Genomic DNA, 16,567 nt, shown 5'->3' with positions numbered 1-16,567 from the left:
ATGAGTGCGTGGATTGAAATATATCCATGCCACCCAAACGTTCGATCTTCTCCCGCATGTCGCACTCTATATGAGTGCGTGGATTGAAATCGTTACTATACTTTCCTAAACCCAAAAAACTGGATTCGTCGCACTCTATATGAGTGCGTGGATTGAAATAGGCAGAAAAGCGGCTGTACACTGTACAGCAATGTCGCACTCTATATGAGTGCGTGGATTGAAATTAACAAAGTGTTGGCCGTGATCGGTGTTGCTCCTGCGTCGCACTCTATATGAGTGCGATTTTGAAGCACAGTGCGCTCAAGTTTTTTAGCTATGAAACTCAAAGAAGGCACCCTTTTAATTAGAGGAGCCTTTTTCCTCGTGATTTTTAGGATAGAAAAGTAGAGAGGGAGAAAAGTGTAGGAGGCGAGTACGCATGGTTCCGAAAACGGTGACTGGATATCTGAGATTCCAAATAAAAAAAATTGAAACAGTATCTTCCATTGGAGCCAGAATTGATTTATGATAGAAATAGACATCCTAGAATTTTCCTGTGTTTATATGGAGAATAGCAGAATTTCTTTAACACACATTTGAGAGGAGACTTCAGTATGAAAAGGTTAAAAAAGGCAATTTCAGTTACACTAAGCTCAATGCTCCTGCTTTCTTTTGGGATGACTGCGAACGCGAGTCAAAGCACAGAGGGTAAAACGGATCAAGCGATTAAAGCGGAGTCCAATGTTCAGCTAACAACTGAAAATGAAAGCGTCATTAAAGATTTAACACGGGCAGACAAGCCCGCAAGCATTACAGATTCGGTGTATGCCATTACGGAAAATATCAACTTGCAAACACCACAGAAATCTGTGTTGAAAAAAAGAGTTACCCCATCGCTTAAAGCTAGTCCAAAGTCGGCATCAGCTAAAGCCGCAGCGACAGCATCCTCGGCTACATATTCCGGTACAATAACGGAAGAGGGAGGTACACAGTTTTTATATCCGATCTACTTGCAGCCCGGCGAACTGTTGCAGGCTCAGTTGGACGGACCATTTTCAGCACAGCTTGACTATGACTTGTACTTATATGAGTTTGATATGACGACAGGTGATATTAATTCAAATCCAATAGACGTCTCCAACTACGGGACTTATGTTAACAATTATGAACAAGGAGCTGCGTCCCTTCCCGAAAACGTAGGAGCTCGCAATACAACCGGTTCTGAAAAGGCTTATGCGATTGCAGTCCATGCCAAGAAGGGATCTAGCATTAATGACCTTTTCTATTTAACTGTAGCTGTAAGCTCCAATTACGATGCCTATGAGCCGGATGACAGTGCCTTCCATGCTTATAATTTTACTGTTAATGACAAAGGTTCCTCGATTAACTTCCGCACCATCCATTCCGGTATAGATAACGATTGGTATCAAGTTACAGTACCGGCAAGCCGCAATTATGATGCATTAAATGTAAAGCTGGATAGCACCTCGGAAAGCTATGGGTACAAAGCGGAAGTATATGCAGCCCTTACTGGAAATCAAATGGTGCTTCTGCCACAAACGAATCATAATGTTGCCTTAAACACAGGAACTTACTATGTGCGAGTATACACAACAAGTCAGTATTCAGCTGACCATTTGTATGCACTAACCATCAAACCGGTACTAAGAGCTGGCAAAATTGAAATTACCGGCTATAACTCCAATGGCTATTATGACTATCCGACTTACTCTTATGGTCGTCATTATCGTATTAACGGAGGCAGCAGTCTGATCGTGAATGGTGTTGTTAAAACAACGGATGGTCAACTGGTTCCCAATGCTCCTGTCACTGTCGTTTGGCTGGATAAGAACTGGACCGAGGGTAGCGGTAACCGTACCAGAACAGCTTCTACGTACACGAACGATAACGGGGGATTCAGTGTGACCCTTTCCCTTCCTCAATCGACAGGGAAAAACGTTGATTATATAAGTGAAATTGGCTCCACACATTACTATGATCTTACAGGAGTAGCGGCTCAGGTCGATGGAACCTCGATCAGTGCAACGGATATTATTTATCTTTTTGCTTACAGTATTAGAAATTAAATCATCTTTTAACGTAGTAGAGTAATACATAAGAGTCGCTTTTTTCGCAATGGCTTGCTGAGGCTTTCCATTTTCGAAAAAGGCGACTCTCTATGTTTTTTGATTCAGCTACATCACATTACTATATATGCCAATGGTCCTGATACCGCATATTACAAATAAAAATATTTAGTACAGTATCTTCCATTAGAACCGGAAGTGTTTTATGATAGAGCCATACAGCCTAGAAGTTACCCTGGTGTATCCGGGGAAAGCGGGAATTCCTTAAACCATTTGAGAGGGGATTTCAGTATGAAGAGGTTCAAAAAGGCTATTGCAGTTATGCTAAGTACGATGCTTCTGTTTGCTTTTGGGATGACTGCGAACGCGAGTCAAAGCACAGAGGGGGTATCGGACCAAGCGATTAAGGCGGAGTCCAATATTCAGCTAACAACAGCTAATGAAGACGTTATTAAGGATCTAACGCGGGCAGACAAGCCGGACAGTATTACTTCTTCAGTTTATGCAATGAAGGAAGATCTCAACTTCAAGACACCAGAGACACCCTCATTGAAAAAAGAAACTGTTCCTTCGCTGAAAGCAAGCCCAACGGCAGTATCAACCACAGCTTCCTCTGCTACGTATTCCGGTACGATAACGGAAGAGGGAGGTACACAATTTTTATATCCGATTTATTTGCAACCCGGCGAATTGTTACAGGCTCAGTTGGATGGTCCATTTTCAGCACAGCTTGACTATGATTTATACTTATACGAGTTTGATATGACGACAGGTGACATTAATCCCAATGCTATTGACGCTTCCACCTACGGGACTTATTTTAACAATTATGAACAGGGGGCTGCATCACTTCCCGAAAACGTAGGAGCGCGCAATGCTATCGGATATGAAAAGGCTTATGCGATTGCAGTTCATGCCAAGAAGGGCTCTAGCATTAATGCCCCTTTCTATCTAACTGTCAATACAAGTTCCAGTTACGATGCGTATGAGCCGGATGAGAGTGCTTTTCATGCTTATAACTTTACCTTCAGTACGGGGGGATCTTCCCTTAACTCACGTTCCATCCATTCAGGCATTGATAACGACTGGTATCAAATCACGATCCCTGCGAGCCGCAATTATGATGCATTAAATGTAAAGCTGGATAGTACCTCGGAAAGCTACGGTTACAAAGCGGAAGTATATGGAGCTCTCAGCGGCAACCAGATGGTGCTTCTCCCGCAAACGAATCACAATGTTTCTTTAAATACCGGAACCTACTATGTACGAGTATATACAACAAATCAGTATTCAGCTGACCATTTGTATACACTAACACTTAAACCGGTACTTCGGGCTGGGAAAATTGTAATTAACGGTTACGACTCTTCTAAAAATGGGCCTAATGACTACCCAACTTATTCTTATGGCCGTCATTACCGTGTTACTGGAACTAGCGATTTTACTGTGAAGGGTGTCGTTACTACAACTGACAATTATCCTGTTGCAAATGCCCCTGTTGATGTGACATGGTTGAACCAGAACTGGACTGAAGGCAGCGGCAATCGCACTCGTACAGGAACTGCATATACGGATCAGAATGGGGCCTTTAGTGTTACCCTTTCCCTGCCACATTCAACTGGAAGTATTGCGGAATACCTGTCTGGAGCAATCAGTTTTACACACTACTATGATCTTTCAGGGGTAGCTGCTCAAGTGTCAGGTACTTCGATTATAGATACAGATATTGTATATCACTTTGCCTATAGTATTTATGGAGGTTAATTAACTGCTTTAATATTTGTTCATTTTTAGGACAAAGCATATATTCATTCCATATGTGCTTTGTCCGATATATATAGAAACAGGGTCACATTACATTATACATACGACCGACTTAGAGTGCCTGTTACAAAATGACAGGAGGAAATAAAATGAATTTTGAGCCCCTTAGAATGCAACAAGCTGTTGTTAACACTAGTAGCTTGCGGATAAATCCGGCAGCAAAGCAAGTCCAATCCCCCCAGCTTTATGAAGGAAAACCCTCTGAACTCGTTGTTCAAGACTCCGTAGAGATTAGCGAAAACGGTAGGCAGCTGGCTGAAGGAGCTATCGTATCACAGGCTGCTAAGTATTTCGGTACAACCCAGATCAATGATGCATTAAATCGAGTTTTAGAAGGTCAGCCAGAAGAAGTGTCCAATGCGGTGTACAGTATGATTGAATCCAATTTTATCGTCAATGGAACAGTAACAGATGAGAGCCAGCGAACCGTGCTACTGGAGATGGGAGTTTCCCAATCCAAGTATATTGCAGACCACTATATGGAAGGGGACAAGGCCAAAGAGTTTTTGGAAACGATGAATCAGATAGCTGCTATTGCTTCGACACGATCCATTGATCCCAAGAGCGGAGATATTAGCTATACGACTCCAACAGATCGCCCGTTAGGAGCCCCTGAGGACTACGTCAAACTGTCGGAAGTGATGAAGCAGGTGGATCCCCAAAAATATACTGCGTTCATTAATGACATTAAAGGTGGAGGAAACGGATTAAGCCAGCTGTTAAATTTTGCACAAAAGGTTCCTCAAAACCCTGATTGGATTGAGAAATATAAGGAACGTACGGGGCAGACTACGGAGTTGTTGAATAATGTGCAGTTAAAGAATCGGTTTGACAAAGCTGATACGACTTCGGCTTCCGCATTTATGAGCAGTATGCAAAATCTTCTTAAGGAATCTACCTCTGTACAGGATTCTTACATTCAGAATATGCGAGGATTTTTTCGGAACTTGGGCGTTCACGTTAATTAAGTCTTTAAGGCTTATCCGAGATGAGGAATGCAAGAATTTATGAATTTTAAATGATGTCGTGCTGTTTACATTACCTTTAGAACGAAGTATAATAGCTTCAAACATACTCGTTATATTGAGGAAGCACCTCAAACTTAGGCTTAACCGCCTTCGTTTGGGGTGCTTTTTCTATTTTAGCCGAAACGAGTTTGTAAAACTCTTTGAAAATAAAATAAAGCAAGGGAGAAATGTATGTATCCAAAAAATAAGCGAAAGGTAAGGAAATATAGCAAGTGGGTATATGGATTTTTAGCTGTAATGATCATGTTAACCACCCTCCCTATATTTCCAGAGAAGGTATCAGCTGCTACCCAAGAGATCATCGGTGGACCTTTTTGCCAAAATAATTTACCTGGTGGGGGTGATAGTTGGGGGTTATGGTCAGGAGATGGAGTAGGAGCAACTGAAGTGTACAACGGTACGGGTTCAGCAAGATATAAATGCGATGGTACTACGCAGCCTGCACACCGTTTTGTTGATATTGGAAGATCTATTAAGACATCGGATTATAAGATTTTTGTTTATATCGAAGGGTCTTACCATACTGATATATATGTATCTAATGCAGCAGCGGGTAACAGTTGGCAGCCTAATGGAACGAATTTATATACATGGACCAATGTCACAAAATTATATGCTAGCAGCTCTTACCAAGGGAAATGGGTAGATATCACAGACTTTATTACATTAAAAGATATTCGGTATTTTAGAGCTATGGGTACGAACCAGCAGACTAGTAATGAAATATCCAAGTTTGGCGTCCGCGTCATTCCCAAATCAGAATTGATGCCTAAACCACCCCAGATTAATACAGGGGCTGAGGGCCAAGCGAGTACAGGGTGGACCAAAGGACCTGTAACGGTTTGGATCAATGGAGACGTGGCGCCTGAAGGGCTGAAATACTATGAATACAGCCTAAATGGTGGAGCATTTCAACAGTACACAGGACCCTTTACTGTACATGATCATGGTATAAGTACAATCTATGCTCGGACTGTAGACGTGAACAACCAGTACAGTGGTCTTTCTTCCGGGAATGTCAGGATAGACAAAATGCCACCGACGCCACCGATCATAAGTGCAACGGGCAACAGTAATGACTATACCATTTCATTGCAGCCAGGAGCGGACGATTATTCTGGGCTGGGCCATACACAATTTCGCGTGACGGGCGTTGTCAATCAAGATTGGCAAGACTATGGTGGAGCGTTCCATATTAATCAAGACGGCAAAAGCACGATTTATGCCCGCTCTATAGATAACGTCGGTAATGTGAGCCAAGAAGTAAGCAAGGAAGTCACTATTGATAAAAAGGGACCGACTGCTCCTGTTATCCGAGCTAGCGAGGTGGGTCCAACGATCAACAATGTGAATATTGCTATTGATTCAGGAAGTGATCCTGTAAATGGAATCAAGATGACACAGTATCGTTTGAGTTCAGCAGGGGAGTGGAAGACATATAATGGCGTTTTTACATTAAACGCGGAAGGGCCGTACGAACTATCAGCACGGACGATCAATAATCTTAATGTGTCTAGTCCAATCGTGACTCAATCGATCATGATTGATCGAACCAAGCCAATGCCCCCGGAAGTTACGTTTTCCGAGGTGACGACGCCCACCCGATACACTAATAAGCCTGTACAATTTGCTATTTCGGGTGGTACGGATATTTCAGCAGTACGTTACGAATATCAATTGGGCTCTGGCAATTATGTTACTGGTTCATCGGGAGTATTAAATAGTTCTGGCATCGTAAAAGTGACTGCTCAAGCTGTGGATGCGGCTGGAAATCGGAGTGATCCGGTGTTCGGAACATCTTATGTTGATTTGGAACCACCAACGATCCAACTGACACCGGATTCGCGTGAATGGAAGGATACGAGCATTCAGGTGGGGATACGATATGCTGACCAACATTCGGGGATCGAACCAGCAACGATGCAGTATAACATCACGAACAGCCCTGATGTACCCGAACATTGGGATACAGCTACCGATACAGAAATTCGGTTGAGCCTTTCAAATGAAGGTGAATGGTATGTTCATGCCAAGGTTAAAGATCAGGCGGGTAACATTACTGAAACAGTCAGCAGAGCACTTCGCATTCAGAAGCAGCCTCAGCCGGTTGAGCTTTCTGCGTCATCCGTACGGAATACAGAGGCCGATCTGCAATGGACTCTTCCATCAGGTCTTAATGATGGTTACGTCTATACCATCCGAAATTTAACGACGAATGAGATTTGGGATGTTACGCATCCGACAAATTCTTTTACAGTCAAAGGGCTACAGGGAGGGCAGCAATACGAATATGAAGTGCGTTCCAGTAATCACGTGGGAGGCAATGCTTATTCCAACCGAGTTCGTGTGTTAACGCTACCTGATGCCCCGGATCATATCCGATTACGAACCATTTCTCGTACTTCAGCACAAATCATGGCTGATTTTACGCCAGTGCTTTCAGCTGACAACTACAAGATTACAGCAACAGATGTTAGTACGGGGGAAGTCATATTTAAGGATACTGTCACACAGGATGTGTATAATCCAATTACGGGGATGAAACCGGGTGAATTTTACGATGTTTCTGTATCAGCTATGAATGCCACTGGAGAGGGTGCGGCCAAGCATGTGTCTTTTTTAAGCTTGCCAGATAGCCCAAGCGGATTCCAAAATGTAACCGTGAAGGACGATGGAATCGACTTAAAATGGAATCATGTAGTCACGGCGACATACTATGCCCTGGAGCGGGACAAAGCATCTGTTTATAAGGATGTGTATACTGAATTCGCTGATCACGGACTTCAGGCAGGAACGGAGTATGATTATTCCATTTCCGCCGAAAATGCAACAGGCTTTGGAGATTATGCACATTTGAGGGTCATCACATTACCTGACCGGGTAACTACGTTGGCGAGTGTGGAGAATGATGTATATTCTGTCAGTGTTGGCTGGCAAGATGTGCAGGGGGCTGACGGATACATCTTGAATGTTAATGATGAGCCTGATGTGCGGATTCCTCGAGGAAGCCATGCCTATACTTTTGATGGATTGCCCGCAGGTAGGACTGCAAATATTCGAATCCGAGCCTACAATCCAAGTGGTATAGGTGGAGATACGACTATCAACGCGTTAACACTACCCACATCGGTTGTACGACTTATAGCGGTAGAGGTTAGGGAGCATGGTGCCACGATTGTTTGGGACCCGGTCGATGGGGCGACCAAATATAAAGTATCAATGAATAGCCAAGATTATTACAGCACTGAACCACGTGTAGTCGTATCCGGATTAGAAGGTGGAAAAAAATACGATTTTCAGGTGAGCAGCGGTAATAGTAGTGGGTTCAGTCAGCCTGTGCGGGAAGAGCTGCTTACGCTTCCACCTCAAGTGCAAAACGTCAGAGTCTCAGAGCTAGGGAATGGCCAGATTTTGCTGAACTGGGATGAAACCAAAAATGCTTATCAATATGCTGTAATTCGTAAAGATACTGGTGAAACTGTGGATACCAAGAATACTAGTATTAGGCTTTCAGGTATTCAACCCGGTACGATTTACTCGTTCGGCATTCAAGCTGTAAATACAACGGGCGCAGGTGAATGGACTCCATTTACGTATCGTGCGCTTCCAGGACAAATACCAGATAATGAACTGACATTTAAAGATGTAACAGATACAGATCTGTTAGTTACGTGGAAAGAAGCTCCTGGTGCGGATACCTACCATGTATACCAAAATGGTCTGCTTATCGGTCACACGGTCAAGCCCCATTTTAAAGTAGACGGATTGGATAGCTCTAAGGTGTATCGTATTACCATTAAACCGATTAACACAAGCGGTGAAGGTAAACAGACAGAAGGCGAGGTAGAAACGTTACCGTCTCCAGAATTTGCATTTTCGAAAACGGAGACGACGAATAGTGAGTTTATTATCCACTGGGAGTCAGAACACAAAAATGATATTTTCGTTCTCACGAGTGAAGGACAAACAGAATTGTATCGTGGTAAGGATCGAAGCTTTATTTGGAGTCAACTTAAAGAGAAACAATCGTATACAGTTCAGCTTTGGGCAGAAAACAGCCAAGGAAAGCGTACCATTGCAAAACAAACGAACGGTAAAACAACGGGGAGTACTGAAGCCTCGGCCTCAGGCGCTGGAGCAGGAGGTGGGGGGATCATCAAGCCGATTCAGCCCGATGTAGAGGAGTTGAATGAAACGGCAATCATTCAAGCACCTTCAGTCGAAACGAAGCCAAATCGCTTTAGTGACATTGAACAGGCGTTTAATAAAGATAAAATTAATGCCCTTGCCGATTTGGGGGTAGTGAAGGGGAGGACCCAAACCCTTTTTGAGCCGAGCAGACCTGTAACACGTATGGAGTTCACTTCGATGCTCGTTCGTTCTCTGAAATTACCGATCGAAACGGATATGGCTTTAAGCTTCGAAGATATCAATCCATCGGCATGGTATGTTGATCTACTGAAAACAGCGATTAAAGATCAGGTTGCTCGTGGATTTAGTAACAAGGTATTTGCTCCAGATCGTGTTATTAATCGTGAGCAGGCGGCTAAAATGGTAAACAACGTTATCAAGGCTACACCACAACAAGAAAGTACCATCTACTCAGATGCCTCTCAAATCGTGGAATGGGCCAGAGAAGATGTACTTGGACTGACCGAAATTAATTTAGTACAAGGATATCCAGATGGAAGCTTCCGTGCAAAACAGGAAATCACACGCGCCGAAGCGGCTGAAATGATTTATAACATGATTCAAAAAATTCAATAGAAGAAGAGGGGCGGCATTAGCCAGCCCCTCTTTTGTGTATTTACATAGAGGACTTGATCTAGCAAGATGGATTAAGGTTGAGCCCGAAATAGCGATCTTGAGTGGTGTAGTAGGCTCACATTGAATTTTATTCCGCAATAGCGGGGTTTAAATTGGAATTTCTATAGGCTGGAACACCATTGATTGAAGCGGTTCTTAACTGAATATAACGTACACCATAATAGGTTGTTGTATTATTCAGGCCAGATGAAAGTACAGTTATTTTATAATATGAAAGGGAATCTCATTACTGAATTGGTAAGTCGTTTTTGCAGTAGTTGGCACAGCCTCTACTTCACCTAATCTAAACCAATTTTCTCCGTCGTTAGAACCATGAAGAGAAAACGTAAGAATAAAAGCTTTAAAAGTTGGCTGAGCTAAGAGGATATCATTAATCGTTTTGCCTTCATCTAATTTAAAAATCAATTCTCCACCTTTACCGCTTAAGCTGCTTTCCCAAGAGAGATTATTATCGATTAAAACGTTTTTCGGAAAAGAATTATTGGAATTACCATTTGCTGAAACATTTTCTTCTGCTATAACGACAGGATCAATTGAAAAAGAATAATCGTTTGGATTCTGACTAAATTTTGTCATGTGGGATTTCCTCCATTCGTTTAATTGTTACTCACCAACAGGTAATGATTGTCGTCTACATAGCTTCAAATGGACTGAAGTAAACCCGGGTTAGATATAGCACTTGATTGCCTCAATTCGCAAATGAGCGCAAGGCTGTATATACAGTTATTGCTAGAATGCTGTTGATGACGACACATACAGTATAAGCAACCCCAGCGTATTCCTAACATTAAGATGGAACAATTGTTTAAATGATTTATGATATAGAGTTTATGCGATATAATTACGAAAAAGGGCCCTATTGGGACCCTAAAGTAGTTCATATATTTGCGCTTAACACATTTTACCCCTTCTGCTTGTAAAATTCATGGTACAGCTTCATTAACGCACGCTTCTCAATTCGGGACACATACGAACGCGAAATCCCCAGCTCTCTGGCGATTTCCCGCTGTGTTCTTTCTTCTCCTCCGGCTTCCAGGCCGAATCGACCAATCACCACTTCTTTTTCGCGCTCATCCAAAATATCCAGGTTACGATAGATTTTGCTTTTTTCAATTTTGAGCTGTACCTTATCCACAATATCGTCCGCCTCGGTGCCGAGGATATCAATTAAAGTAATTTCGTTGCCCTCTTTGTCCGTCCCTATAGGATCATGGAGAGATACGTCTTTGCGTGTTTTTTTCAGTGAACGAAGATGCATTAAAATTTCGTTTTCAATACACCGGGCCGCAAACGTTGCCAATTTGGTACCTTTTCCAGTCTGAAAGCTCTCAATGGCCTTGATCAGGCCGATGGTACCGATGGATATCAGGTCCTCCAAATCTTCTCCGGTGTTATCAAACTTTTTCACAATATGAGCCACTAGTCGGAGGTTGTGTTCAATCAGTGTGTTGCGGGATTGCGCGTTGCCTTCGGCAAACAGCTTCAGGTGTCGGGCTTCCTCTTTCTCAGTCAATGGCTGCGGAAAGGCGTTGTTTTTCACGTAAGAGACGAGTAGCGTCAATTCCTTGATGAACAGAGCGATAGCGCTAAATAGTCCGGGCACGGATGACACCTCCTGAGGTAGTTGCGAACTTGCCGGCCTATGGTACTTACCGGGCTTGTGATCTGTTTATTGTATGTGGGCAGGTGCCCATCCGTGCCTGTACTCCGAAAACTGCTTTGCAACAATTTATGGGTATAACTTATTTCCGGGTTGCCATTTTATCCGTACAAAGTGCTTATGCAGAACCTGTAGTAAACGCGGAATTTTATTTTTCGTACGATGACTCTATGAGGAAATTTGATTATACTTAAACTACTTAAGTTGTAAAAAGCAATGATATGAGGTGAAAGCAGATGATTCTGGTAAGTTCGTGTTTGGCAGGGATGAAGGTCAGGTATAACGGGACGGATAGCTTGGACGTACATATTCAGAGGTTGGTTGAGGAAAAGAAGGCTGTGACCATCTGTCCTGAGCTGATGGGGGGCTTTATGACACCGAGACCGCCTGCTGAAATTGTCGGCGGAGCGGGGGAGGATGTACTGAATGGTACAGCCAAGGTGGTTGAGTTATCGGGTAACGATGTCAGTGAGATGTACATTAGAGGTGCATACGAAGCTTTGAACATAGCTAAAGAGATTAGCGCTACGCTCATTATTTTAAAAGAAAACAGTCCGTCCTGTGGATCAACAGCCATCTATAACGGGTCATTTGAAAACCGGAAAATAGCAGGTAATGGCGTAACCTCGGCTTTGCTGAAAAAGGAAGGCTTTAAGGTAATATCGGAAGAACAAGTGCCGGAAATTTTCCTGCATGAGGATATGTAGTGGAAAATCAAGCGGCTTGGCAGCTTAAGATTTACATCTGAGAGCTGCCAAGCAGCCTGTTTGTGATGCAGGTCTACACGCTAGATATACATCACGTTATTTAAGCTTCAAAGCAAGGATCCCCAGATATTCCTTGAGGGCTGTTCCAGTAGTAGCCATGGCTCCGGCAGACGGGGAAAGCTTGGCGGCATATAGAGACAGATTTTTACTTGCCAGATAGTCGGTTGGATAAGGTACAGCCTGCATGCCTGCACGCTGAAATTCCAGCGCCGCACGTGGCATATGGAAGGCAGAGGTCACCAAAATGGGTTTGGTGAGCTGATGCTGCTTTAAAATTTGGGACGTATACACGGCATTTTGCTGTGTGTTCAGGGAACGGTTTTCGATCAGAATATCCTTTGCCGGAATACCGAGTCCCAGAAGCTGTCTTTGGGCAATATTCGCTTCGTTGCCACTGTCACCAAATACCTGTCCACCGGAAAACAGAATAGGTAAGCCCGTTGCTTCGTGCAACCGTGCCGCAGTGAGCAGCCGATTGGCCGCTGAACCCAGCAGATTACCCTGTCCGTTGATGTCAGGTGTTCCCTCTGTAGCTCCGCCGCCAAGCACAACGATGACATCGCCTTGAACGGTGTGAGGCTGTGGATACTGCTTTTCCAGACCGCTGATTAGCAAATCTCCAGCCAAATTGGTAGAGGAACCATACAGCAGTAATGTGACAACGAGTAGTATGACAGCAGGTTTACGCGCACGCTTCCACAGCCAGATCACAAGCCCAACCATCACGAGGATAAACAAACCGGGAGGCAGCACGAAGCTGTATAAAAATTTGATGATATAAATCAAGTGCAGATATCCTCCTATCCTTTAATCTCTATTTTTTTGGTTTGGTATATTGTAACATAGGCAAATGATCGGATTCCTCTGTCTGGAGTTGTACTTTCCAATACATATTTTTTGTTTGATAAAGTTGTCCTATAGGCGTAAAATATAAGGTCTAGTCATTTTTTTCATAGAGGAGCGAAAGCAGCATGGGAGAGTTAACAACAGCCAAGCGGATCATGATGATCGCGCTGTTGGTTGTATTGTGGGGCATATCCTGGCCCATTTATAAAGTAGCATTGCAGTTTACGCCTCCACTTTTGTTTGCAGGGTTGCGCACGTTGCTGGGAGGTCTGCTGTTAGGAGCGATTTTACTGCCGAGATGGAAACGTATCCGTTGGAAAGAGAACTGGCGGGTCTATGCTATTTCGGGTGTTTTTAACGTGGTACTGTTTTATGGTCTGCAAACGGTGGGGCTGATGTACGTACCGTCCGGCCTGTTTTCTGTGCTGGTGTATCTACAGCCTGTATTGGTCGGTATTTTTGCATGGATGTGGCTGGGTGAAGCGATGCCCGGGCTTAAGGTGACTGGATTGGTCATCGGATTTTTGGGTGTCGCAGCTGTAAGTGTCGGGGGATTTTCGGGACATGTGGCTGTGGCAGGTGTAGCTATCGCTATTATTACAGCCGTGAGCTGGGCATTGGGTACCGTCTATGTGAAAAAGGTAAACCAGCGCGTGGATTCACTATGGCTGGTCGCATTTCAATGCACATTGGGAGGCATCGTGTTGACGGGAGCCGGAACAGTGACGGAAAGCTGGTCGGACATCGTATGGAATGTTCCTTATATGTCAGGGCTGTTGTTCGGCATCGTATTGGGCATTTCGCTGTCTTGGCTGCTATATTTTACACTGGTTAACTCGGGGGATGCGAGCAAAGTCGCGTCTTATACGTTTTTGGTGCCTGTTATCTCGGTGTTTGTCAGCTCCTTGCTGCTGCACGAAGCGATTACAGCTTTTCTGCTGATCGGTCTGGTATTAATCGGGCTTAGTATTTATTTGGTGAACCGCAGAGCAAGAGTGATTCAGCAAGCTTGACAATAGTATATGGAACTGTAAGGACTCTGCGCAGGTAGCAGGGTCCTTTTTTAGAGGATTTTAACACCTGTTCGGCGAATTTTAGGAAGAATGAAACAGATTCGGCTGAAATGAAATTGATCTTTAGGGAGGGGTTCAAGCATGATCCAGCTTCAAAAAGTCAAACGGTGTAAGCCTGACAAGCGGATAATAGTTGTACTTGCTTTATTAGGGTGTATGGCAATGGGACTGAACGATGGAGAGCCTGCTTATGCAGCGGGGGTTGCTGCACCCGTGAAGCAAGGACAGGAGACTGCAAGTATCCATGTTTATTTTAACGGCAATATAATGTCATTTCCAAAAGGAGAGCCATTCATTAACAAGGGACAGGTGATGATTCCTACTACAGATGCAGCTCTGCCTGGAATAGTTACGGATTATGACCCAAAGACACGGACGCTTTCACTCACCAATGGTACAGCTAGTTTGGGTTCTGGTCGTATAAAGGTTAATTCCAACATAGGTTTTGTACATAACAAGAAGGTTATTTACACTGTTTCAGCCAGTAACATTCGTGGAACGCTGTATGTCCCTTTGGCATTTATCAGCGATGTGGTCCGAGGCAAACTGGAATGGAAGAAAGACGAACGAATGGCTAGCATAACCTTTCCTCAATTGGTCGGGGAATCGGAGGAAAGCAAAGGCTATTTGCTGGATGCAAGCAGCGGAGTATTGTATCGTAAAGTGGATGGTGGCCGTATCCGTGCTCTCAGTCCAACGAATATTAAGCTGGTAGAAGGCTATTATGGCTTGACGACAATCATTTCGACCAAGGTTACGGAGGATGCAGATTTGGTTACGATACAGCAAGCATATGGGGAGCCCATGATTAATGATGATTTTTATACGCTGTTCGTCCAGAAAGGAAAGGTAATACGTCAGGCAAAGGCTCATTATTGGAGTTTTAATGCCAACAATATCAAGCTTTATAATGGTAAAGCGGTCATGAACGATGGACAGACCGTTCGTTTGATTGACAGTGATGGTTCCGTTAAAGAAACATGGAATATGGGGAAGCTTTCCGGTCGTTTGAAGGACAGCTTTGCGGTGGAAGGCATGGGCGAGGGATTTATTCTTGCCAGATCGAATGATGAGGGCTTTTTAATGTTATTTAATCTTAAAACCCATCAGTCGTTTCTGGTGTATGAGTTGCTTCAATTAGCTCCTGAGCAACTGACAGGATTCAGGGAAGATGGCATCAAGTTTATCGGTCAGAACAAAAATGACGGTGAACTGCGCTTCGAGTTATCTGATAGTGAAGGGCAACCTCAAACGTTCAATTATGCTTTGTAAGTGGGTTTTGGGCGTCTATCAGGCGCCTTAAATCACACAATACTTCACAAATATCCGAATTGTTCACTCATTAGGACACTCCTTTGTTCATGAAGTACGCAAGGCTTCACTTTTCATTTTGAATGCGCTTACATAAAATAAGGTTATACGACGGCGGTACTGCAAAGCATGCTGTTGGTAACGCATACAGAGGGGGAGTGACTCACATTGAATCAGCCTGTGACTAAGAGTTCTGCTATGCTCACGACAGATTCCCGCTTGAACGGGAGAAGGCTGGCGAGCGGCAGGAAAAACGGATTTTTCCATGAACTGATCCGTAATCGGATATTATTTTTAATGCTGCTGCCGACCTTGATCTTTTTCTTCATTAACTCTTACATTCCTATGGTGGGTATCTATTATGCATTTACCCAGTTTGACTTCAATACCAGCTTGTTCGATGCCAAGTTTGTCGGACTTCAGAATTTTCAATTTCTATGGCAATCCGGCACGCTGACGAAATTGACATTGAATACAGTCGGATACAACGCAGCATTTATTTTATTTGGCAACGTGTTAGCGATTGCTCTCGCGATTTTGCTGAATGAGCTGCGGGGGCGTTACTTTAAAAAGATCGCTCAATCTGTGATGTTCCTGCCTTATTTTGTTTCCTTCGTTATTCTAAGCGTCATCGTGTATAACATATTTAATTATGATAACGGCTTTCTGAATACGCTGCTGCTGCAAATCGGCGGTGAACGTGTGGATGTATACAACCAACCGTGGGTATGGATTTTCCTGATTATCCTGTTCTATCTGTGGAAAAATCTCGGCTACAGTATGGTGATTTATCTGGCGGCCATTACAGGCATTAGCGACGAGTATTATGAGGCGGCGAAAATGGACGGGGCCAACATTTTTCAACGGATCTGGTACATTACCGTGCCTATGCTCAAATCGACGTTCGTCGTGCTGTTGCTGTTCGCGCTCGGTAGTATTATGAAGGGACAGTTCGATCTCTTCTATCAATTAATCGGCAACAATGGGGTGCTGTACAATACGACGGATATTTTGGATACGTATGTGTACCGTTCACTGAAAGTAACCTTTGATGTCGGTATGGCTTCGGCGGCAGGCGTGTACCAGTCCTTGTTCGGCTTTATCCTGATCATGACTGTGAACTATATCATCCGCAAGCTGAACGACGAATATGCTCTGTTCTAGA

11 protein-coding genes and 1 CRISPR repeat array (1 of these 12 running past the window's edge) are annotated in these 16,567 nt (G+C 43.7%); of the genes, 8 read left to right on the top strand and 3 right to left on the bottom strand.

The features are described from left to right. Positions 1–224: direct repeats of the CRISPR family, unit length 32 nt; unit sequence GTCGCACTCTATATGAGTGCGTGGATTGAAAT (it extends 356 nt beyond the left edge of the window). Positions 225–593: 369 nt separating this feature from the next. From HPL003_RS24955 to HPL003_RS24940, 4 genes are all read left to right on the top strand, one after another. Beyond that, entirely contained in the window at positions 594–2,066 is a 1,473-nt protein-coding gene (locus tag HPL003_RS24955; protein WP_014282576.1) for a hypothetical protein, read from the top strand. Positions 2,067–2,357: 291 nt separating this feature from the next. Next, positions 2,358–3,830 (top strand): peptidase associated/transthyretin-like domain-containing protein, encoded by a 1,473-nt coding sequence (locus tag HPL003_RS24950; protein ID WP_014282575.1) that lies wholly within the window; start codon positions 2,358–2,360, stop codon positions 3,828–3,830. Positions 3,831–3,979: 149 nt separating this feature from the next. After that, on the top strand, positions 3,980–4,858 hold the full coding sequence (locus HPL003_RS24945) for a hypothetical protein (protein WP_014282574.1): 879 nt from the start codon (positions 3,980–3,982) through the stop codon (positions 4,856–4,858). Between the two features lie 231 nt (positions 4,859–5,089). Continuing rightward, on the top strand, positions 5,090–9,685 hold the full coding sequence (locus HPL003_RS24940) for a fibronectin type III domain-containing protein (protein ID WP_043922498.1): 4,596 nt from the start codon (positions 5,090–5,092) through the stop codon (positions 9,683–9,685). Between the two features lie 258 nt (positions 9,686–9,943). Here the strand turns inward: HPL003_RS24940 and HPL003_RS24935 are convergent, their stop codons facing one another. Both HPL003_RS24935 and sigK read right to left on the bottom strand, forming a co-directional pair. After that, positions 9,944–10,321 carry a discoidin domain-containing protein gene (locus tag HPL003_RS24935; protein WP_014282572.1) on the bottom strand — a complete coding sequence of 126 codons (378 nt, stop codon included), beginning with the start codon at positions 10,319–10,321 and terminating at the stop codon, positions 9,944–9,946. A gap of 325 nt (positions 10,322–10,646) precedes the next feature. Next, positions 10,647–11,348, bottom strand: a complete 702-nt coding sequence (gene sigK, locus HPL003_RS24930) for an RNA polymerase sporulation sigma factor SigK (RefSeq protein WP_014282571.1) — start codon at positions 11,346–11,348, stop codon at positions 10,647–10,649. A gap of 293 nt (positions 11,349–11,641) precedes the next feature. On the opposite strand from sigK, the gene HPL003_RS24920 reads away from it, so the two are divergent. Further along, positions 11,642–12,112 carry a 2-thiouracil desulfurase family protein gene (locus HPL003_RS24920; RefSeq protein ID WP_014282569.1) on the top strand — a complete coding sequence of 157 codons (471 nt, stop codon included), beginning with the start codon at positions 11,642–11,644 and terminating at the stop codon, positions 12,110–12,112. A gap of 96 nt (positions 12,113–12,208) precedes the next feature. On the opposite strand, the gene HPL003_RS24915 is transcribed toward HPL003_RS24920, so the two are convergent. Further along, a complete protein-coding gene (locus HPL003_RS24915; RefSeq protein ID WP_014282568.1) occupies positions 12,209–12,958 on the bottom strand; it encodes a YdcF family protein in 750 nt (249 codons plus the stop codon). Positions 12,959–13,143: 185 nt separating this feature from the next. On the opposite strand from HPL003_RS24915, the gene HPL003_RS24910 reads away from it, so the two are divergent. The 3 genes from HPL003_RS24910 (at position 13,144) to HPL003_RS24900 (ending at position 16,566) form a co-directional block, all read left to right on the top strand. After that, the gene (locus HPL003_RS24910) at positions 13,144–14,031 is read left to right on the top strand and encodes a DMT family transporter (protein WP_014282567.1); all 888 of its coding nucleotides are present in this window, start codon (positions 13,144–13,146) and stop codon (positions 14,029–14,031) included. 141 nt (positions 14,032–14,172) lie between these two features. Continuing rightward, positions 14,173–15,363 (top strand): stalk domain-containing protein, encoded by a 1,191-nt coding sequence (locus tag HPL003_RS24905; RefSeq protein WP_014282566.1) that lies wholly within the window; start codon positions 14,173–14,175, stop codon positions 15,361–15,363. Positions 15,364–15,570: 207 nt separating this feature from the next. After that, positions 15,571–16,566, top strand: coding sequence for an ABC transporter permease (locus tag HPL003_RS24900; RefSeq protein ID WP_014282565.1), 996 nt, complete (start codon positions 15,571–15,573; stop codon positions 16,564–16,566). The last annotated feature ends 1 nt before the right edge of the window (position 16,567 follow it).

The sequence above is a fragment of the Paenibacillus terrae HPL-003 genome, from assembly GCF_000235585.1.
Lineage (GTDB): Bacteria > Bacillota > Bacilli > Paenibacillales > Paenibacillaceae > Paenibacillus > Paenibacillus terrae_B.
This window is presented reverse-complemented; position numbering and strand designations above follow the sequence as displayed.